This is a genomic window from Rossellomorea yichunensis (assembly GCF_032337515.1).
GTDB lineage: Bacteria > Bacillota > Bacilli > Bacillales > Bacillaceae_B > Rossellomorea > Rossellomorea yichunensis.
Genome location: NZ_JAVYAD010000002.1, coordinates 272,082 through 291,544, shown reverse-complemented (window position 1 = coordinate 291,544; position 19,463 = coordinate 272,082). Strand labels below are relative to the sequence as shown.

Genomic DNA, 19,463 nt, shown 5'->3' with positions numbered 1-19,463 from the left:
TGATAGAGATTCCTTGAAAGGACGAGCATTTCATGAACCTCTATCAAATCTACAAAAATGAACAATATACGTTGCTTTATCGCAGTATTATGTATTTTCTCATAGGTGTAGGAATGCTGATTGTGACCAAACAGTTATTTTATTTTCCACTGTTAATTTTTATACCTGCGTGCTCAAATTTATATCTCAGTTTTAGTATGAAGAAGGAGATAAGGAAAGCGAACCGATTATTTTATGAAACAATACCTGAATCCCGGCATTCATTAGTCGGAGTTCAGACGAAAGAAGGTTCCTATTACTTAAAAACGAATGGATGGTCAGAATACTTTATTCAAAGGACGTCCTTGATCAATAACCCGAAATATTATATGCTCCACCGAAAACATAAGCAACCACTGACATTCTTAAAATGGAGCAGGTCCATGAAAATCGATAAGGGCGGAGCAGGAAGGGTTTTTCACTTGAAGTACCAGAGCTCTACTGCTATTGAATGGCGCAGTGATGAAGGTGACACGATTATCATTTATAAAGGAAACAAACGATGGATCTTGAATTATAATAAAAAAAATTATTTATCCTTACAAAAAGGATATCTTCCTCAAACTGTTCAAAAGCTCTTCGACTATCACCATAGTTATATTTCTTTTTATGAAACATATAGCGAAGAACTGGATTGGCTCCTTGTTTTCCTATGGTATGTAGACAGTGATTATTTTCTTACCTCATAGTAATCCTTTTTTTTCATTTGGGTACGCTAAAAAGGAACATTTGTGGAGGTGAGATTATGAATGCTGATTATAAACCATGCTTAACGGCTTTGCACCGATGTCTGGAAGCATGTAATGTTTGCTATCATGCATCCCTTAAGGAAGAAAAAGCAATGATGATGTGCATTGAACTGGACCGGGAATGTGCGGATATTTGTTCCTATGCCATTAATGTCATGCAACGAAGCAGTAAATTTGTTCAACAAATTCTGGTCCTTTGCGCAGAAATCTGTGATGCTTGTGGTATAGAATGTAATTCTCATGACCAACAGCATTGTAAGGACTGCGCTGAAGCCTGTTTTGAATGTGCGGAAGAATGCAGGAAGCTATTAGCATAATAAATGAAGAGATGCTTCTATTTAGTGGAGGCATTCTTTTTTATTCTTGCAGCAATTTCTTAGTGCTTACAATTAGAAATAGAGAGAGGTTTCTAATATATATTCAAAAAATAGTACAAAAATATAATTTTAGTGCTCCTTACATGATTTCATTTATGAAACTATGATAGAATAATGTTAATCGAATAGGTTTCCTTCGGGGCAGGGTGAAATTCCCTACCGGCGGTGATGAGCGCATGCTCTTAGTCCGTGACCCGGCTAATGAAAATTAGACGGTGGATTTGGTGAAATTCCAAAGCCGACAGTGATAGTCTGGATGGGAGAAGGAACGGCGGTATTTACTTGATGCAGACGCAAGAAGTCTATCTTTTTGAGGATTTTGTTTCCAAAAAAAGTAATCATGTAAATGCTTTATTCAGTCATGCCAACTTCCCCCAAGTAAAAACTTACTTGGGGTTTATTTATTTTAGAATAATAGTGATAAAAGAAGGGAGGTAAAACGATTGGACGATTCACAATATATGAAGCTTGCCCTCACTATGGCCAAGACCACCCAAGGTCAAACTTCACCCAATCCTGCCGTAGGAGCGGTTGTGGTGAAAAATGGAGAAGTCGTTGGAATGGGTGCGCACCTCAAAGCAGGAGAAGGTCACGCAGAGGTTCATGCCATAAAGATGGCGGGAGACAAAGCACAGGGGAGTGACGTCTATGTGACGCTGGAACCATGCTCTCATTATGGGAAAACACCTCCCTGTTCACAGCTGCTGATTTCAAGCGGAGTGAGGCGGGTCCATATTGCCAGCACTGATCCAAATCCCCTTGTAGCGGGAAGAGGAATTCAACAGTTGAAGGATGCAGGCATAGAAGTAATGGTCGGAGAGCTTGAAGAAGAAGCACTCGAACTAAACAAGCATTTTTTCCATTTCATTCAATACGGTACACCTTATGTAACACTTAAGACAGCTGTCACATTAGACGGGAAAACAGCTTCAGCTTCAGGAGATAGCAAATGGATTACGTCAGAAGCATCCCGCACAGATGTCCACTATGATCGTCACCGGCATGACGCGATATTAGTAGGAGTCAATACCGTTATTCAGGATAACCCACACCTTACCACCCGTTTGCCCCAAGGTGGAAAAAACCCCATTCGAATCATATTAGATACCTTTTTACGAACACCTCTCCACTCTCATGTAGTGAAAGACTCGGAAAGCAGGACCCTCATCTTTACAGGCAGTTCTGTCAATGAAGAACAGAAGCTGCCCTATATGGAATCAGGCTGTGAAATCATCACCCTTTCAGAGGAATGGATGGACATTCACACAGTATTAAAAGAACTGGGTGACCGGAATATAGGATCCCTTTATGTAGAAGGTGGATCTACCATTCATTCTTCCTTTTTAAAGGGAAGAGCCTTTCAGGAATTGGTTATGTACATGTCTCCCAAGCTTGTAGGCGGAAGCTCTGCCTTCACCAGTTTTGGAGGGGATGGATTCCCGACCATTGCAGAAGGTCTTGAAATGGAGATTAAGAGCATAGAACGAGTAGGAAAGGACATTAAAATAATTGCCTTACCTAAGGGATAGCCTTTTTGAAAGGAGGAGAAAGGGATGTTTACTGGAATCATTGAAGAAATCGGCACAATTGAACGCATGCAAAAGTCCTCCTCATCCATGGAACTGACGATAACAGCAGGCCGCGTTCTCGAAGATGTTCATATTGGAGATAGCATCAGTGTGAATGGTGTCTGTTTAACCGTCACTTCATTCAGTTCCAGGCAATTCCAAGTGGACGTGATGCCAGAAACCTTTGAAGGCACAACGCTCAGAAACCTGTCCCATGGTTCTAAAGTGAACTTGGAGAGGGCAATGGCTGCTAACGGTCGTTTCGGCGGGCATTTCGTTAATGGGCATGTCGATGGAGTAGGAACGATCGTTAGAATAGAGAAAGTTGAAAATGCCTGGTATATGGACATTTCCATTCCGGAAAATCAGAGCCACTTGTTTATCATGAAGGGCTCTGTCGCAATAGACGGCACTTCCCTTACTGTTTTTGGTGTGAAAAGTAATGCCATTACGATTTCGTTGATCCCGCAAACGAGAGGGGACACGGTTCTTGGTGAAAAAAAAGTAGGGGATCGTGTCAATATTGAATGTGATGTAATGGCTAAATATTTTCATCGCTTCTATGAAGCAAAGGAACAGTCTAAGAGTAATTCAAGCCGCATCAGCTATGATTTTTTAAGTCAAAATGGTTTCGCTGACTAATAGGAAGGGGTTGCCCCATGTTTAATAAGATCGAAGAAGCTCTTGAAGATTTACAGGCAGGTAAAGTCGTTATCGTAGTAGATGATGAAAACCGTGAGAATGAGGGAGACTTTATTGCACTTGCAGATAAAGCGACTCCAGAAGTCATAAATTTTATGGCTAAAGAAGGAAGAGGGTTAATTTGTGCCCCGATAACAGAGGAGATTGCACACAAACTAAAGCTTGCACCCATGACGATGTCAAATACGGATCCTCATGGAACAGCCTTTACGATTTCTGTCGATCATAAATCCGCAACTACTGGGATTAGTGCATTTGAGAGATCGACCACAATACAGGAATTATTGAACCCGGTCTCAATGCCCGAGGACTTTAAAAGACCCGGTCATGTATTTCCCCTTGTCGCCAAAAAAGGCGGAGTACTAAAACGGGCAGGACACACAGAAGCCGCCATCGATTTGGCTATTCTGTCAGGGGGACAACCATCAGGCGTCATTTGTGAAATCATGAATGAAGACGGCACGATGGCAAGAGTACCTGAATTAATGAAACTGGCTGATAAATGGGACCTTAAGATCATCTCCATTGAAGATCTGATCAGGTACAGACGCAAAAAAGAAAAGCTTGTGACGAGAGAAGTGGAAATTGAACTTCCAACCGAATTCGGAAACTTCAAGGCGGTTGCTTACACAGAAAACCTTACAGGTAAAGAGCATATCGCACTTGTGAAAGGAGAGTGGTCCGAGGATGAAGATGTACTGGTCCGTGTTCACTCTGAATGCCTGACGGGAGATGTATTCGGTTCCAATCGCTGTGATTGTGGACCGCAGCTTGCCACAGCACTGACTCAAATTGAAGAGCATGGAAAAGGTGTACTGCTTTATATGAGACAAGAAGGCCGTGGGATTGGTTTAATCAATAAATTGAAGGCCTATAAGCTCCAGGAAGAAGGCTATGACACAGTTGAAGCTAATCAAAAACTGGGCTTTGGTGATGACTTGAGGGAATATGGAATCGGAGCACAGATACTGAGAGATTTAGGCATAACAAAGATGCGTCTACTGACCAATAATCCTAGAAAAATTGCCGGAATCAACGGTTACGGATTAGAAATCGCAGATCGAGTACCGATCCAGATGCCGGCGAAATTCGAAAATGAGAAATATTTAAAAACAAAGCATGCTAAGCTGGGACATTTACTTAAATTTTAGGAGGAAAATACAATGAAAACAATTTATGAAGGTAATTTAGTCGGATCAGGATTAAGGGTTGCCATTGTTGTTTCACGTTTCAATGAGTTCATCACATCAAAACTTCTGGGTGGGGCGGAAGATGCATTAAAGCGCCACGGCGTTGAAGAAGGAAATGTTTCTGTCACTTGGGTTCCAGGTGCATTCGAAATACCTATGATTGCCAAAAAACTTGCTCGCTCAGGGAAATATGATGCCGTTGTTACCCTGGGAACGGTCATCCGTGGAGCAACCGCTCATTTTGAATATGTAAGCGGAGAGGTTGCAAAAGGAGTGGCCAATCTAAGCCTACAGGAAGAGGTACCCGTCATCTTTGGAGTCTTGACGACAGATACAATCGAGCAGGCCATCGAAAGAGCCGGCACAAAAGCAGGAAACAAAGGATGGGAAGCAGCTGTATCAGCCATTGAAATGGCCAATTTGATTCGTGAGATTGATAAGTAAAATTTTTCAACTAAGCCAAGCCTCCTTTTTGGGAGGCTTGGCTTTTTACGAGGGACGGACCTGGGGTGTGTGGATAAATTTGTAAAATGGCTCGATTTACCACAAAAGCCTCTGGAGTATTTCACTTTTCGTCGGTATTCCTGATGGAGAAACAACCTGTACCCATCAAAATACATATTGGCAAACGTCAGACCTTTTGCTAGAATAGTATTTTGTGGCTCCCCTTATTATGGGAGGAGCGGGTAGGGAGAGGGCAGTTTTATAGGAAGATTATTATATGAAAGCACGTGGAGGTATTTTTCAGTTAAAGAATCACGGTACCACGATGAAGCAGGAGATGATGGCTGGAGCAATCGGTTATTTCACGATTGTGTACATCATCGCTGTGAATGCTTTAATTCTTTCTGAAGCTGGAATTCCATTTGAAGGAGCGGTTATGGCAACCATTCTAGCCTCCTTCGTTGGGTGTTTGGTGATGGCCTTTTGGGCTAATGCACCAATACTTCTGGTTCCAGGCATGGGTATTAATGCGATGTTTACGTTTACACTCGTAAAATCATCGGGCTTAACGTGGCAGGAAGCTTTAGCTGTCGTAGTGATTTCAGGAATACTCTTTATGATCATTGCATTTACAAAGCTTTCAAAAGTATTATCAGAAGCCATACCCAAAACATTAAAAGAAGCCATCACTGTAGGATTAGGGATGTTTTTAATGTTTATCGGTCTTGAAAAAGGCGGTCTCATCCAAAGAGGAGAGAGCGCACTCATCATGATTGGTGATTTTGGGGAATTAAAGGTGTTGGCCACTGTGCTGACTTTCCTGGTGACGATATTTTTGTTTGTTCGAAATGTAAAAGGTCAATTTTTATGGAGTATTGCTTTTGGAACCTTGCTGGGATTCATCTTTGGAATCGAACCGTCGATTCAGTCCAGTTCTTTCCAATTAAGTGAATACAGTCAGGTTTTCGGTCAAATATCCTTTAGTGCCATTTTGGAGATTCCGTTTTGGATTGCGGTTTTTTCTGTCACGATGGTGCTGGTATTTGAAAACATCGGTCTCGTTCATGGACATACGGATATGATCGATCAACCTCATAAATACTCTAAAGCGTTCCAGGCTAATGCATTTTCTGCCTTTACATCAGGATTCTTCGGAACGAGTCCGACGGTTTCTACTGTTGAAAGTGCTGCAGCCATGACAGCGGGTGGTCGTACGGGATTAACGAGTTTGACTACTGGAGTATTATTCTTGGGATCTGTGTTGTTTATTCCGTATTTAAAGTGGATTCCAGATCATGCTATCGCCCCAATCCTCATTATCATTGGCGGCTTAATGATTCAAAATATACGACATATGGATCTTCGTGATTTAACAGAGGCATTTCCAGCCATTTTTATCATTGCAATGATTCCATTTACGTACAGTATCGCAGATGGAATTGCCATCGGTTTTATTCTGTATCCAATTTTAAAATTGGCTACAGGTAAAGCGAGAGAAGTATCCATTCCTCTATATATCATTGCTGCATTGTTCCTTATGAACTTTTTTGTTCATTCGATTCATTAAAGCGGTAAAGAACTCAAGTGGATTTGCTCATCATTACGATTAAAATCGTAGTTATGAGCTGTCTGCTTGAGTTTTTTTGTCCTTACAGCTACTTCCAAATTCCGTGGACTTTCCACATATTTCTTGGTATTATTATAGGGATTAATGAAACTTTAGGACTATTTTTATGCATATATCAGGAAACCAGCAGGGGTGAGTGTAATGGAAGTGTTTGTAGCGAGACAGCCAATTTTTGATCGGAATGGAGAAACCGTAGCTTATGAGCTTCTTTACCGAAACAATGAATTGAATATGTTTCCAAATATAGATGGAGACCAGGCCACGGCCGATGTCATTATTAACAGCTATTTAAATATTGGTCTTGAAAGCTTGTCCGCTGGTAAGCCATGCTTCATCAATTTCACAGAAAATCTTTTAAGGGATAAAGTGCCTACCTACTTCAAACCCAAGGAAATTGTCGTGGAGATTTTGGAAAATGTAATTCCAAGTCCTGAAATCCTGAAGGTTTGCTTAGAGTTAAAGGAGCTGGGTTATAAAATCGCATTAGACGATTTTGTCTTTAATGAATCGGATCCTAACTACTTAAAATTAATGAAAATTGCGGATTATGTGAAGGTTGATTTTCTACATACCACAGACACTAACCGGGGAACGATTGAAGTTTTCGCTAATTTACTGGGGTACAAGCTCCTGGCAGAAAAAGTGGAGACAGTGGAACAATATGAAGAAGCAAGGAAAAACGGTTACCATTACTTTCAAGGGTATTTCTTTAGTAAACCAAAAATCATTTCTACCCATGACGTACCTACCTATTTTCATTCCTATTATTCGATTATTCAAAGTCTGGAAATGACGGAACCTAGCATTGATGTGATTAGTCGATTGATTGAACAGGATCTTTCTTTGTCCTATAAACTTTTAAAATTAATTAATTCACCTTCTTACCGACCTAAACATAAAATTCATTCTATTCGACAGGCTATTGTTCTATTGGGTCTTCTGGAAATTAAACGGTGGATTTATGTTTTAGCGGTTAGGGAGCAGGTTGGTAAAAGGAAGCAATTAGAAAACGAAGTTATTACATTATCTTTAACAAGGGCAAAAATGTGTGAGATGCTGGCAGAGAAGCACAATCGCGGTTCAATGAAGTCGAGCTATTTCCTTACGGGTATGTTTTCATTAATGGAAACGATATTATCTATGCCAATTGAAGTAATCCTGAATGAATTACCATTGAATGACGAAATCTGTGATGCACTAACGGGTACCTCAAACGAGTTCAAAGACATTCTGGAGCTGGTTATTTTGTTTGAAAAAGCTGACTGGACAGCAATCGAAACAAAAATGGCCGAACTGAAGTTGAACAAAGGAGATGTGATGGAATGCTATCAAACATCATGTAAATGGGCACGAGACCTCTTACAAGATGAAATAGCAGAGATCAGTTAGTTACCAAACACGTTTATATTCCCCTGGGGTCAGATATTTTCTTTGAGGCTTTATATATCTCTTCAATTCAACTAGAAGTAACCGCTGGAGGTGCTTAGAAGATATTTGTCGGGCTACATCTTTAGGAAAAGGATAAATGCCGATTTGATTGAAACGCACACGAAAGAGACCTTCATGTAAAAGGTCTTTTTTGTCATTCAGAATATGGGCCAATACAGTCACTACCCGGGAATGGTATTCGTCACCCGCTTCTTCTACCTCTTGAACTTGAAACCGAAAAGTATACTCATCCTTCATGATCATCATCACCCATCCCCATTGTCTCTAAATGGACGAAGAAATTCAACTTTTACCTTTCTACAAGTCACACCAAGAGGATTATCTTAAATAATATCGGGTGAGATGATTGCGAAAAGAGCTTGTTTGTGGCAAGCTAAGACTATTAAGAATAGTTTACTAGTAAATTACCGTGGAGGGATTCACGATGAACTTGAATCTAATTAAATGTCATGGCTCAGGAAATGACTTTTTACTAATTGATGAAATGACGAATGGTTATGAATTCACTGAAGAAGCAAGGCAAAATCTTGCCCTTGCGCTATGTGATCGAAAGTCGGGTATTGGAGCGGATGGAATCCTATTTGTGTTATCAAGTGAACATTGCGATGCACAAATGAGGGTATTCAATGCAGATGGATCTGAAGCATCCATGTGCGGGAATGGACTTCGTTGTGTAGGTCGCTATGTGTGTGAGCTTCTCGACAAAACGATGATTGTGATTCAGACGATGAAAGCTGATCTGCGTGTTTCAGCACAAGAGGCTATCTATGAAAATATACCGACGTATAATGTTGAAATTTCTCCTGTATTATTTGAATTGGATAAATTGCCGATGAATATGGATCGTGAGGCGTTAGTGGACGAGATGATTCCTGAAATTTCAGATCGGCTATCGTTTACTGCACTTGCGGTCCCCAACCCTCATCTAATTAGTGTTGTAAGCACAGAACATATTCTTTCGAATGAACAGAAGACGATTGCTGAAACAGTAAATGGTCCCAATAATCTCTTTCCTGATGGAGTCAATGTAAGTTTTGTTCATCCATTAGAAAAAGGTGCGATTTATGTTCGTACATTCGAAAGAGGTGTAGGCTTTACAAATGCTTGTGGAACGGCTATGTCTGCTTCCAGTCTTGTGACATGCTTACTCGATCAGAATGAATTCGGCAAGGAAATAGATGTATATAATAATGGGGGAAAAGTACGTGTCGTGGTGAACCAATTAGGTGAAGGGCAATACAATATGGAGTTGATCGGGAATGCAACATATCTCTACCAGGCCCAGTTTGAATTGTCTATCTCGCATCCTGAGGATTATCGTGAGATTTCCAGACAGGATTTCACTGAAGAAGGAACGTACGAACTGCTTCAAAATCATGCCAAATCAATTGTCGATAGTAAAGTATTTATGAGCGCCTAAACGAATAAAAGAACCTGATGTGCAAGTTCAGACGAGAGTGTCCAAAAGAGCTAAGCTTTTGGGACACTCTTTTTTTTGTTGTTGGATTGCTGTTTCAAAAATTGAATCACCTTATCAAATGGCTGGAGGTCTTTTACCCATTCGAATCTAGTAAAGGGACATCCCATCTTCTGGAACCTCTGCAGAACAACATCTATAGTAAAATGTTCTGGATGAAGGTCCTCATTTACTTCATACCACCAGAGTGGAGTTGCTACTAAAGCATCTTCATTACCCCTTAAGGAATAAGGCGCAATGATGGTTTTTCCTTCTCCATGCTGAATGTAGTCCACATATAACCTGCCTTTTCGGTTCTTTTTTAACCGCTCGATCGTAAAATCTTCAGGATAATTGGTTACAAGGTAGTGTGCGATGAATTCAGTAAACAAGCCGGTGTCCTTCCATGAGTAACCCGGAGGTATGGGAATATACACTTGCAGTCCCTTATTCCCCGACGTTTTAACAAAACTATGCAGGTTGAGTCGGTCGAATAGTTCTTTCATAATGGAAGCCGCTTTAACCGCCAGGGAGAATTGATCCCTGCCTGGTGGATCTAAATCAAAGACAACTTCAGTGACCGATGAATCCTTTGTCCTTTGGAAAGGAATGTGAAATTCCAATGCAAGCTGATTTCCAAGCCAAATCAATGTCTCCAAGTTATTGCATACCGTATAGTCGATGTTGTCCTCCTTGTACGTTTCAATAAATGAAGGGGCGTAATCAGGCGTATTTTTTTGATAAAATGATTCACCAAAGAGCCCGTGTGGAAAACGAATACAAGTCAATGGCCTATCCTGCAGGAAAGGCAAAATAGCGACGGACATCTTCCTAAGATACCGAACGTAATCAAGCTTAGTCATTGAGACTTTCTGGAACAATTCCTTATCAGGATGAGTGATTTCAACCCCAGGAGGAATGGATGCTTCGTCCAGCTTGAATTGCTCCATTGTGCAGGATTTTGGAGAAATGGAGAATAGAAATCGATGAAAATGTGGTTCTCTCAGTTGACCCTCATACCAATTCAAATATGAAATTTCCACAGTTATAGCCGGGTCTATGTAGTGAAGGGAATGCTCATTCTTCGTACTATTCTTTTTAATCATTGCTTTTAATGTTTTTTTCTCTTCAGGAGAAAGACCAAAGTGAAATAAGCCAATAGGAATAATCTTTTCGTCATCGAAAATGCCAATGTGAAAGTAATCGTTCGTTTCATCAAGCGCAGTGATGAAACAGTGACAGTGTTTCCAATTCTTGGTTTTCACCCAGCTCGTACTTCGTTTTCCCGCTTCCCACTTACTATGCTTCCTCTTGGCGACAACACCCTCACCTTCCTCTTTTTCTACAAGTTCCCATATTTCCTGCCGATCCTTGAAATAGGAAACCATTTGAAGGGAAGATGGGTGAGAAGGCGACGGATCTAACGGCAATTGAAGAAAGGTAAAAACCTCTTTCAATTTTTCTTTTCTTGTAAGGTAGGGTTCGGGGGCAAATGATTTCTTTCCAAACTGGAGTAAATCGAAAGCCAGAAATTTAACGGGTCTCCCGGCTGCAGCATGATCAATTTTCTGCTTATTGCGCATTCTGCCTCTTACCTGCAATTCAAAGAATTCACTGCTGTAGGGAGAACGTAACAGGGCAATCTCCCCATCCAAAATGATAGGAACGGTTAAGTTTTTTTTATTGAGTAAAGTTTTAATCTGTTCTTCAATTTCCGGGAAGTGAGGAAGCAATTCCTTCCCGTTTCGACTTTGAAGGCTTATCTGATTCTTAGAATGAACGTTGAGAACTGCGCGAAACCCATCATATTTCACTTCATAAAGCCAGTCCTCATTTTCAGGGAGTTCATCATATAAGGTAGGTAGCATCGGTTTCATATCTATTCACCTGATTTTTAGTATTAGTGTGACCAATGAGGGTTTATTTATTTCCAAATGTTTAAGGGAATGAAGAGTATCGATCAACTAAATGATAATGATAAGGGATTAGTTTATGTGAAGGAGGGTATTGATATATGCATACGATTTGGAAAGGCTCTATCAGTTTTGGACTGGTGAACATCCCCATTAAACTTCATTCTGCTACAGAAGATCGTGATATAAAGCTTCGTTCACTTCATAAAGAGTGTCATACTCCAATTAAATATGAAAAAGTATGTCCAGCTTGTGAAAAAGAAATCGAACATGATGACATCGTTAAGGGTTATGAAGTGACCAAGGGGAAATTTGTCGTTCTTGAAGAAGAGGAATTGAAGGAATTGAAGGAAGCAAACGGGGATAAAGCAGTGGAAATAGTAGACTTTATCAAAATGGAGGAAATCGACCCCATATTCTTTGATCGGAGTTATTTCGTTTCACCTAATGATGGAGGGAAAAAAGCATATTCATTATTGCGAAAAGCTCTTCAGGAATCCGGGAAAGTTGGGATTGCCAAGATCACGATGCGTTCGAAGGAACAACTCTCCATCGTTCGGGTGTATGAGAATACGCTTGTAATGGAAACCATTCATTATCCAGATGAGGTAAGAGGCACGGGTGATGTACCGAATGTTCCAGAAGAAGATGAAATAACGGACAAAGAGCTGGAAACAGCAACGATGTTGATTGATCAGCTTACAACTGAATTTCAACCGGAGAATTATAAAGATCAGTATCGTGAACGCTTGAGTCAGTTGATTGAATCAAAGCAAACCGGGGAAAAGGTAGTCACAACGAAAGAAAAAGAGCCAAGAGAAAATGTGACAGATTTAATGGCGGCACTTCAAGCCTCCATTGATTCATCCAAACCTAAAAAGACGAAAAAACAAACGAAAAAGAAAACGACTTCAAAGAAAAAAGCTCAATAAAATATAAGTCGTGAATAAAGAGAGGGACAAGTTTTGGAGGAGAAAGAAATAAAACAAGGAATATTTGTTGTCCTATCAGTCATTTGTCTAATTGCATTTACATGGGGATTCGTGACGATTGTCGAGGAGTGGAAAGAAAATGAAATCGCACAATTTGACAATGGTGTTTCTGAGATTGTAAGAGGGTTCATTTCCCCGAGGTTAACGACCTTTATGACGTCGATTACCTTTTTGGGTGGCGTGGAAGGGATCACAATATTTGCCATTTGTGTTGTGGTCATACTTTTGTTTCTCAAGAAGTATCCACTTGCTCTGTTTGTAGGAATTACCATCACAACAGGAGCAGGATTTAATTGGCTGCTAAAATGGATTTTCAAACGGGAAAGACCTGATATTGAAGCACTGATCGAGCAAGGCGGTTATAGTTTTCCCAGTGGTCATTCCATGAGTTCCTTTGTATTCTACGGGACCCTTGCATTCATATTATTTCGGGCTTTAGATAATAAACGGTATAAGTGGGCAAGTGTCATTGCTGTCAGCTTCCTAGTGCTATTGATTGGTCTTAGCAGAGTGTATTTAGGGGTACATTATCCAAGTGACATTCTTGGAGGTTTCACTGCGGGAGGTGCATGGTTGACGCTTTGTATCGTCATTTATGCTTACTTCCATAAACGAAAACATTGGAAAGAAAGAGAGAATTAAATAGAAATAAAGCGCACAGAAATTCTTCTGAGCGCTTATTTCCATTTATCATTAAAATAAATTAAAAATATACGGTCCAATTAAAGTGGCATAGAGTAGAATATAAATACCCATGAAATAGAATACTCCACCAAAAGTACCCCAGTCAGGATCTCTCCCAACTTTCCATAATAGTGAAGTAATGGCGCTGATAACGAGTAATACTATATATTCACTTCCTGAAAACATCAGGTATTCCGGAGCAGCAAAGTAGAAATAATCGCCCATCGCTTTAGTGATGAAGGTTATCGGCATTACTAAAAACATAATGATAGAGGCATATTCAACCCAGTTGATCTCTTCCTTCTCAAATATATTTGGTTTAAAAATATAAAGCAGAATTAAAAGAAATAGGGAAGGCAGTACCCAATAAAATGAAACCATGATCGTGATTAAGCTGCTGAATATCATTAGTACGGAATTGTTTACGGCTTCTTTGACACTTCGTTTCGACCATTCTATGCTATCGGCGATAACTTGTGCATCTTGTGAAGCACCAAATAATTCATACGTATCTCCATCATAATCCAACCAAGCAATATTCTTATTGGTAAGCTGAAGTGGAGAATAAGTAAAATGTTTTGTTGTACTGACCGGTGCCGCTGTTAATTGATTAGAGTCACTGAAGGGTGCTACATATAGACTGATCGCATTTTCATCCCCAACCCGATGACCTTCAGATGTGAAGAGAATGGATTTTTCTCCATTAATGGAAAGAAGTTGTGCGGTTCTTGGACTTTGAAGTTTGCTCCCTGACATTTCGTTCATAAAATCGATTTTTGTGGGCTTCAAAATAGAAGATCCTATTTCATCCATCGGTGTTTGTAACTTGAAAATCTTATATGACAATGTGCCCTGGGCTCTCATCTCTTCATTATATAGAAGTGTTAATTGATTATTTTCCGCGGTAAAGGTTAATCCATTAATGTGGTGATTCGTTGCTGTGTTTACGATTGCAAATGGATTTTTCACTACTTGGAACGTCTCATCCATGTAGTACAGGTGAGAGTGACCGTCATCTATTTTAACCTGTACTACGGCACTGCCACTATTTCCAATATAGACGTCCAGGATTTCATTAGAAAAGCTGAAAACCTCTTTCGTTGATAAATCAGTAGGATTAAGAGAAAAAAGGTTCTCTTTATTCCAGAAATACACAAAGTTCATTGCCGCACTGGTTCCTGTTGCTTCCTCAGCAATCGTCATTACTTCATTATTCTCTGAAGAGATTAACTTGTCATCCTTGATCTGAATGACCTTCGTACCGTCTGTCCAAAAAGGGTGGCCCCGGGTAACGCTGGTGTCTAGCGTTGTTTCACTGGTTGAATCCAGTGCCCCCTCGAAAGTAAACCCTGTAATTTTCCCGTTACTTGCCAAGAAGAGTGCTTTATCTCCATTAAAGATAACAGGGCGTTCTTCAGAAGTGTAGTTTAATGGGATGGATCTACTCCAATCAGGCTGTGGTTGTTCTTTTACTTGTAACAGCTGGTGAAGAAATAATGCTCCTATAAACAGGATGATTAACACTAAAGGTATTCCAAATGATTTGAATTTCTCTTTCAAACATATCCCCCTCGATTCTCTATCTCTATAATATAAGCTCAATTTAGAATTTTATCATAATTCACATTTTAAGGCACCAAATATTTCCTTATATAAATAAAAGTTTTATGTTGACATTTATTATTAGAGGGATTAAAATGATATTGAAAATCATTCTCATTTAAACAAAAGAGTTCCCCCTCTTTCAATAGAGAGAATGGTTCATGAAAAACCCCCTTTATTAAATATAAAAAGACAGACCGGATGCATATGGTTCCGGTCTGTCTTTTTATATTGCATTTCATTTCTTCCTGTCGTAAATTGTTAAAGGATGTGTATTTCAAGGAGGGGTAAAAGTAAGTGGATCATAATGAAGATAAACGGTTCAGGGTTGCTGGTCACGAGGCACTGATAGGAATAGCACTTGTTCTTATAAATTTCTTATGGTGGTATGGTTTTGCATTCGGTTTAGGTGGTCAACAGGTTTCAGATTACGATTGGATCCTCGGGATGCCTGAATGGTTTTTTTACAGCTGCATCGTTGGCTTTTTTCTTATGGTATTGTTAGTGATTATCGTCGTAAAGTACATGCTTACTGACATTCCTTTTGACGATGAGGGGGATGATCATGAATAGTATGGCATTGATTCCCTTATTCGCTTTTTTAATCTTGATTTTTATTGTGGGAATTTATGCGGCCAGAAATGTGAGTAGAGCAGATTCCTTTGTCCAGGAATACTTCTTGGGAAGCCGTCAGCTTGGCGGATTTATCTTGGCGATGACCATGATTGCGACCTATGGAAGTGCCAGTAGTTTCATCGGAGGGCCGGGCGCAGCATATACATATGGTTTATCGTGGGTTCTTTTGGCCATGTCACAGGTTGTGACAGGTTACTTTGTTCTCCTTATACTTGGGAAAAAGTTCGCGATTATGGCCCGGAAATACAAGGCCGTTACTTTGATCGACTATCTACAAGGCAGATATGGCAGTAATAAGATCACGATTCTATCGGCCATCAGTATTATCATCTTTTTATTCTCAGCCATGATTGCTCAATGGGTAGGGGGAGCAAGGCTCATTGAATCTTTAACCGGTTTATCTTACGAGAGTGCTCTTTTTCTGTTTGCCGTATCGGTACTTGTTTACGTCATTATCGGGGGCTTTCGTGCGGTTGCCATCACGGATGCCATTCAAGGTGTGGTCATGCTTGGTGGGACCATTATTCTGTTGATTGCCACTATCATAGCCGGAGGTGGCATGGAGAACATCATGATGGGATTGAAAGCGGAAAACCCTGACTTATTAAGTCCACATGGTCCTGATGGAGAATTAAGTGCCCGCTATATTTCTTCTTTCTGGATTTTAGTGGGTGTGGGTGTTGTCGGATTACCTCAAGTGGCAGTTAGAGCCATGAGCTATAAGAATTCCAGATCCTTGCACAGAGCGCTCATAATCGGAACCATTGTGGTCGGGTCCATTATGCTCGGTATGCACTTGATTGGTGTGCTTGCAAGGGTCGTAGTCCCGGGAATAGAAGTGGCTGATAAAGTCATGCCCCTTCTCGCATTAGAAGTTCTTCCACCATGGCTTGCCGGGATTGTCCTGGCTGCTCCAATGGCCGCGATCATGTCGACAGTGGATTCGTTATTATTGATTGTATCCTCGGCTATTGTGAAAGATGTGTATATGAATTTCATCAATAAGGATGCAAAGGAAAAACAAGTCAAAAAAATCAGCTTTTGGGTGACTAGTATAACGGGAATACTCGTTTTTCTTATGGCGCTGAGTCCGCCTGAATTAATTATCTGGCTTAATTTATTTTCATTTGGAGGACTTGAAGCTGTATTTATCTGGCCAATCGTTTTAGGTTTATATTGGAAAAAAGGAAATGCTCATGGTGCCTTTGCTTCTATGATTTCAGGACTGGTAGCGTACATTTTATTTCACAGTTTCGCACCTAATTATCTGGATATGCACACGGTCATATTTCCAATTGTCATTTCGTTTTTCATGTATGTGGTCGTTTCCCTTTTTACTCAAGTACAATATCGGCAGAATGGATGGGTTTAACCCATCCATTTTTGTATTTAATAAGGGAAAAGCGTACATTTTAGAAAAGAATCAATGAATGGGGTGAAGTATCTTGGAAAATTCTGTTGTCATAATAGGTGGAGGAATCGGCGGTCTGACCGCAGCTTCACTCCTTGGAAGTGCTGATTACAATGTACAGATTCTTGAGGCTTCCAGGGAATGGGGAGGATGCGCTGGTAAATTCCAGAGAGGAAAAGCCTTATTTCCCGTAGGGGCGACTCTTGGAATGGGTTTTGAAAAAGGAGGGATCCATCAGCGTATTTTTGACTATTTAGGGATAGAACCCCCTGTGTCTTTCATGCTTGATGAGGTTATGGACATTCATCTTCCTGACAAAACACTGATATTCTACCGTAATAGGGAAACACATGTGAATCAGTTGAAGAAAGCATATCCCGAAGTATCATCGAAGCTCAGCGCTTTTTATGAAGAAGTGTACAGGATAGCCGACGAAATTCGAAAGCTGATGGTCGCGCTCCCGATACTTCCTCCTAAAACGCTAAAAGATTGGGTGGAGCTAACGATGAGTTTACACCCCAGAACTCTGACACTGATTCCTTCCTTCCAGAAAACAATGCTCGATTTATTAGAAAAACACGGAATCCACCAACATTCTTCTTTTAAGCATTTTATCGATGGACAACTGATCGATAGCATGCAGGTGACCAGCGATCAATGCTCTTTATTGCTGGGATGCCTCGGTTTGGATATTTATCATGAAGGAGCATTTTATCTGGATGGTGGATTATTCGAAATAGCCCATAGTCTTGTCGGATTTTCAGAATCCATAGGGGTTAAAGCGACTTTAGGGAGAAAGGTGGTTTGCATCGACCGTGATCATTCTGGTGAAGAATGGATAATCCTTGATCATAGAGGCAATGAATATCGTGCAAATCATGTTGTATGCAACGTTCCGGTACAATCCTTAAAAAATCTTCTTCCCCCACAATATACACCCAAACTTGATACCTATCTAAAAGCAAAAGAGGATGAAGCAATTTGGGGCACCATGTCCCTATACATGTTATTGAAAGAAGAATCACTACCGGAATCCTATCCGTTGTTTTCCCAAATTTGTGCAAGCCCAAATGGAAATATGACAGAAGGGGACCATCTCTTCTTATCGCTATCCCATCCAAATGATCGTAAGCGTGCCCCGAAAGGATTCCGTACCTTAACGGTATCAACGCATACTAAATTAGAAGAATGGAAAACCAAAGAAAAATATGATACATACAAGGAGGATCTTAAGGAGAAATTGATCAATTCCATAGAATCAGTCATTCCAACTATAAGAGATAGCATTGTAGATATTTACACTGGGGCACCTAAAGCATGGGAACGATTTACCGGGCGGCCCGGGGGCATAGTCGGTGGATTTCCTCAATCTAATGACCATGCTCTCTTCAAGAGTCTCTCTCACAGGACTCCATTGAAAAATATATGGGTATGTGGAGATTCAGTCTTTCCAGGTGCAGGGACCATCGGTGTATCTGTAAGTGCTTACCATGTATTTCACTCCATTACAGGCAGAAAACTTCAGAGGTAAGAAGGAACCTCGACTACTTATGTCGAATTCTGGGAATGGGGTGATAATATGTACAAGTTGATACAGTATAAAGACCCGACAGTCTTCCACGAAAAGGTCCATTCCCTTTTAATGGAGGATGAAGCGGCGAATAACCTGCCTTTGGGTTTGTTGAACACGATGAAAACGAGTGACAAATATAAAGATCCTCTTCTTCTTTTAGTGGAAAATGAGGTCGGGACGGTGATGGGATCTCTAATCATGACCCCTCCTCATTACCTTGTCAGTACACTTAAGGTGGAGAAAGAAGGCGTACATGAGATAGTCAAAGAGCTACATTCGTTTTGTGGAAATACGGGTATCAACTTCCCGGGTTTTTTAGCAGAGAAGGAGCTCGCACTTCAATTGACACACGCTTGGTGTCATTTAACGGGAGATAGATACAATGTGAAAATGAATCAGCGTGTATATCAACTGGGTAAAGTGAATGATATCCCGTTAAGCGGTGGGAAGATGATAGCTGTGCGTAAAGAACATGAAGAGCTCCTTGCCCAATGGTTGATAGGTTTTGTAGAAGATACCGGGGAACTGGCTCTTACTGAGGGAGAGGCATTGAATCGGTCAAGGGATATGATTGAAAATGAACCATATGTGTTTTTGTGGGAAGTGGATGGGAAGCCTGTTTCCATGGCACGGGGTGCAAGAAAAACGGAAAACGGCATTACCGTAAATTTTGTATACACCCCTTCAGAATACAGGAGAAAAGGGTACGCGTCTTCTGTTGTAGCAGAACTGAGCCGTCTTTTGTTGAAGGACCACTCCTTTTGTTCCCTTTATACGGACTTCCCACCTCCAACAAGATTTATATGGAAATCGGCTATAAGCCCGTTTGCGATTCAATGATGATTTCCATTGTGTGAACCTTTTGATACATACCAGAATATTATTTTATATAAATAGTTGACATTGTGAAGGAAAGCTATTAGTATAATAAACAATTAATTAAATGAGCGAATGGCTTTGACGAAGAGGAGTACCTCTGATCGACACTTAAGAGAGCTGGTGGTTGGTGAGAACCAGTGTGAACGATCTTTGGGAATGGACTTCTGAGCCT

The 19,463-nt window shown here is 40.5% G+C and carries 18 protein-coding genes, 1 riboswitch and 1 other annotated feature (1 of these 20 only partly in view); of the genes, 15 read left to right on the top strand and 3 right to left on the bottom strand.

Annotation, left to right across the window (positions count from 1 at the left end; genetic code table 11):
• The first annotated feature begins 32 nt into the window (after positions 1–32).
• The 8 genes from RSX31_RS05935 to RSX31_RS05900 all read left to right on the top strand — a co-directional run bounded on the left by RSX31_RS05935 (position 33) and on the right by RSX31_RS05900 (position 8,085).
• The gene (locus tag RSX31_RS05935; RefSeq protein ID WP_148994089.1) at positions 33–728 is read left to right on the top strand and encodes a hypothetical protein; all 696 of its coding nucleotides are present in this window, start codon (positions 33–35) and stop codon (positions 726–728) included.
• Positions 729–784: 56 nt separating this feature from the next.
• Entirely contained in the window at positions 785–1,105 is a 321-nt protein-coding gene (locus tag RSX31_RS05930; protein ID WP_187443442.1) for a four-helix bundle copper-binding protein, read from the top strand.
• 188 nt (positions 1,106–1,293) lie between these two features.
• Positions 1,294–1,437: riboswitch (FMN riboswitch) on the top strand.
• 189 nt (positions 1,438–1,626) lie between these two features.
• Complete coding sequence (gene ribD / locus RSX31_RS05925) at positions 1,627–2,694, top strand: bifunctional diaminohydroxyphosphoribosylaminopyrimidine deaminase/5-amino-6-(5-phosphoribosylamino)uracil reductase RibD (RefSeq protein WP_397548076.1); 1,068 nt, start codon at positions 1,627–1,629, stop codon at positions 2,692–2,694.
• Between the two features lie 24 nt (positions 2,695–2,718).
• Positions 2,719–3,375 (top strand): riboflavin synthase, encoded by a 657-nt coding sequence (gene ribE / locus RSX31_RS05920; RefSeq protein ID WP_315633829.1) that lies wholly within the window; start codon positions 2,719–2,721, stop codon positions 3,373–3,375.
• Positions 3,376–3,392: 17 nt separating this feature from the next.
• On the top strand, positions 3,393–4,586 hold the full coding sequence (locus tag RSX31_RS05915) for a bifunctional 3,4-dihydroxy-2-butanone-4-phosphate synthase/GTP cyclohydrolase II (protein ID WP_148971049.1): 1,194 nt from the start codon (positions 3,393–3,395) through the stop codon (positions 4,584–4,586).
• 12 nt (positions 4,587–4,598) lie between these two features.
• On the top strand, positions 4,599–5,069 hold the full coding sequence (ribH, locus tag RSX31_RS05910) for a 6,7-dimethyl-8-ribityllumazine synthase (protein ID WP_148971050.1): 471 nt from the start codon (positions 4,599–4,601) through the stop codon (positions 5,067–5,069).
• A 277-nt stretch (positions 5,070–5,346) separates the two neighbouring features.
• On the top strand, positions 5,347–6,636 hold the full coding sequence (locus RSX31_RS05905; RefSeq protein ID WP_148994088.1) for an NCS2 family permease: 1,290 nt from the start codon (positions 5,347–5,349) through the stop codon (positions 6,634–6,636).
• Between the two features lie 201 nt (positions 6,637–6,837).
• Positions 6,838–8,085: an EAL and HDOD domain-containing protein gene (locus tag RSX31_RS05900; protein ID WP_315633827.1), complete on the top strand. Its 1,248-nt coding sequence runs from the start codon at positions 6,838–6,840 to the stop codon at positions 8,083–8,085.
• Here the strand turns inward: RSX31_RS05900 and RSX31_RS05895 are convergent, their stop codons facing one another.
• Positions 8,086–8,391 carry a hypothetical protein gene (locus tag RSX31_RS05895; protein WP_148971053.1) on the bottom strand — a complete coding sequence of 102 codons (306 nt, stop codon included), beginning with the start codon at positions 8,389–8,391 and terminating at the stop codon, positions 8,086–8,088.
• 178 nt (positions 8,392–8,569) lie between these two features.
• Between RSX31_RS05895 and dapF the strand changes: the two genes are divergently transcribed.
• A complete protein-coding gene (gene dapF / locus RSX31_RS05890) occupies positions 8,570–9,565 on the top strand; it encodes a diaminopimelate epimerase (RefSeq protein WP_148994086.1) in 996 nt (331 codons plus the stop codon).
• A gap of 50 nt (positions 9,566–9,615) precedes the next feature.
• Here the strand turns inward: dapF and RSX31_RS05885 are convergent, their stop codons facing one another.
• Positions 9,616–11,478 carry a DNA ligase D gene (locus RSX31_RS05885; RefSeq protein WP_315633826.1) on the bottom strand — a complete coding sequence of 621 codons (1,863 nt, stop codon included), beginning with the start codon at positions 11,476–11,478 and terminating at the stop codon, positions 9,616–9,618.
• Between the two features lie 137 nt (positions 11,479–11,615).
• On the opposite strand from RSX31_RS05885, the gene ku reads away from it, so the two are divergent.
• Both ku and RSX31_RS05875 read left to right on the top strand, forming a co-directional pair.
• Complete coding sequence (gene ku, locus RSX31_RS05880; RefSeq protein WP_148994084.1) at positions 11,616–12,446, top strand: non-homologous end joining protein Ku; 831 nt, start codon at positions 11,616–11,618, stop codon at positions 12,444–12,446.
• Positions 12,447–12,479: 33 nt separating this feature from the next.
• Complete coding sequence (locus RSX31_RS05875; protein ID WP_315633824.1) at positions 12,480–13,148, top strand: phosphatase PAP2 family protein; 669 nt, start codon at positions 12,480–12,482, stop codon at positions 13,146–13,148.
• 51 nt (positions 13,149–13,199) lie between these two features.
• Here RSX31_RS05875 and RSX31_RS05870 read toward each other — a convergent pair whose 3' ends face one another.
• Positions 13,200–14,750 carry a hypothetical protein gene (locus RSX31_RS05870; RefSeq protein ID WP_148994082.1) on the bottom strand — a complete coding sequence of 517 codons (1,551 nt, stop codon included), beginning with the start codon at positions 14,748–14,750 and terminating at the stop codon, positions 13,200–13,202.
• Between the two features lie 339 nt (positions 14,751–15,089).
• Between RSX31_RS05870 and RSX31_RS05865 the strand changes: the two genes are divergently transcribed.
• The 4 genes from RSX31_RS05865 (at position 15,090) to RSX31_RS05850 (ending at position 19,252) form a co-directional block, all read left to right on the top strand.
• A complete protein-coding gene (locus RSX31_RS05865) occupies positions 15,090–15,365 on the top strand; it encodes a YhdT family protein (protein ID WP_148971059.1) in 276 nt (91 codons plus the stop codon).
• Entirely contained in the window at positions 15,358–16,800 is a 1,443-nt protein-coding gene (gene panF, locus RSX31_RS05860) for a sodium/pantothenate symporter (protein WP_148994081.1), read from the top strand. Before RSX31_RS05865 ends, panF begins: the two co-directional genes overlap by 8 nt.
• A 73-nt stretch (positions 16,801–16,873) precedes the next feature.
• Positions 16,874–18,370, top strand: a complete 1,497-nt coding sequence (locus tag RSX31_RS05855; protein ID WP_148994080.1) for an FAD-dependent oxidoreductase — start codon at positions 16,874–16,876, stop codon at positions 18,368–18,370.
• Positions 18,371–18,418: 48 nt separating this feature from the next.
• The gene (locus RSX31_RS05850) at positions 18,419–19,252 is read left to right on the top strand and encodes a GNAT family N-acetyltransferase (RefSeq protein WP_315633822.1); all 834 of its coding nucleotides are present in this window, start codon (positions 18,419–18,421) and stop codon (positions 19,250–19,252) included.
• 108 nt (positions 19,253–19,360) lie between these two features.
• Positions 19,361–19,463: a binding site (T-box leader), on the top strand; it runs 144 nt beyond the window's last position.

Coding starts and splice junctions, on each gene's coding strand:
- RSX31_RS05850 (WP_315633822.1), top strand. CDS start 18,419: ATGTACAAGTTGATACAGTATAAAGACCCGACAGTCTTCCACGAAAAG.
- ribD (WP_397548076.1), top strand. CDS start 1,627: ATGAAGCTTGCCCTCACTATGGCCAAGACCACCCAAGGTCAAACTTCA.
- ku (WP_148994084.1), top strand. CDS start 11,616: ATGCATACGATTTGGAAAGGCTCTATCAGTTTTGGACTGGTGAACATC.
- RSX31_RS05895 (WP_148971053.1), bottom strand. CDS start 8,391: ATGATGATCATGAAGGATGAGTATACTTTTCGGTTTCAAGTTCAAGAG.
- ribE (WP_315633829.1), top strand. CDS start 2,719: ATGTTTACTGGAATCATTGAAGAAATCGGCACAATTGAACGCATGCAA.
- RSX31_RS05930 (WP_187443442.1), top strand. CDS start 785: ATGAATGCTGATTATAAACCATGCTTAACGGCTTTGCACCGATGTCTG.
- panF (WP_148994081.1), top strand. CDS start 15,358: ATGAATAGTATGGCATTGATTCCCTTATTCGCTTTTTTAATCTTGATT.
- dapF (WP_148994086.1), top strand. CDS start 8,570: ATGAACTTGAATCTAATTAAATGTCATGGCTCAGGAAATGACTTTTTA.
- ribH (WP_148971050.1), top strand. CDS start 4,599: ATGAAAACAATTTATGAAGGTAATTTAGTCGGATCAGGATTAAGGGTT.
- RSX31_RS05885 (WP_315633826.1), bottom strand. CDS start 11,478: ATGAAACCGATGCTACCTACCTTATATGATGAACTCCCTGAAAATGAG.
- RSX31_RS05905 (WP_148994088.1), top strand. CDS start 5,347: ATGAAAGCACGTGGAGGTATTTTTCAGTTAAAGAATCACGGTACCACG.
- RSX31_RS05915 (WP_148971049.1), top strand. CDS start 3,393: ATGTTTAATAAGATCGAAGAAGCTCTTGAAGATTTACAGGCAGGTAAA.
- RSX31_RS05900 (WP_315633827.1), top strand. CDS start 6,838: ATGGAAGTGTTTGTAGCGAGACAGCCAATTTTTGATCGGAATGGAGAA.
- RSX31_RS05935 (WP_148994089.1), top strand. CDS start 33: ATGAACCTCTATCAAATCTACAAAAATGAACAATATACGTTGCTTTAT.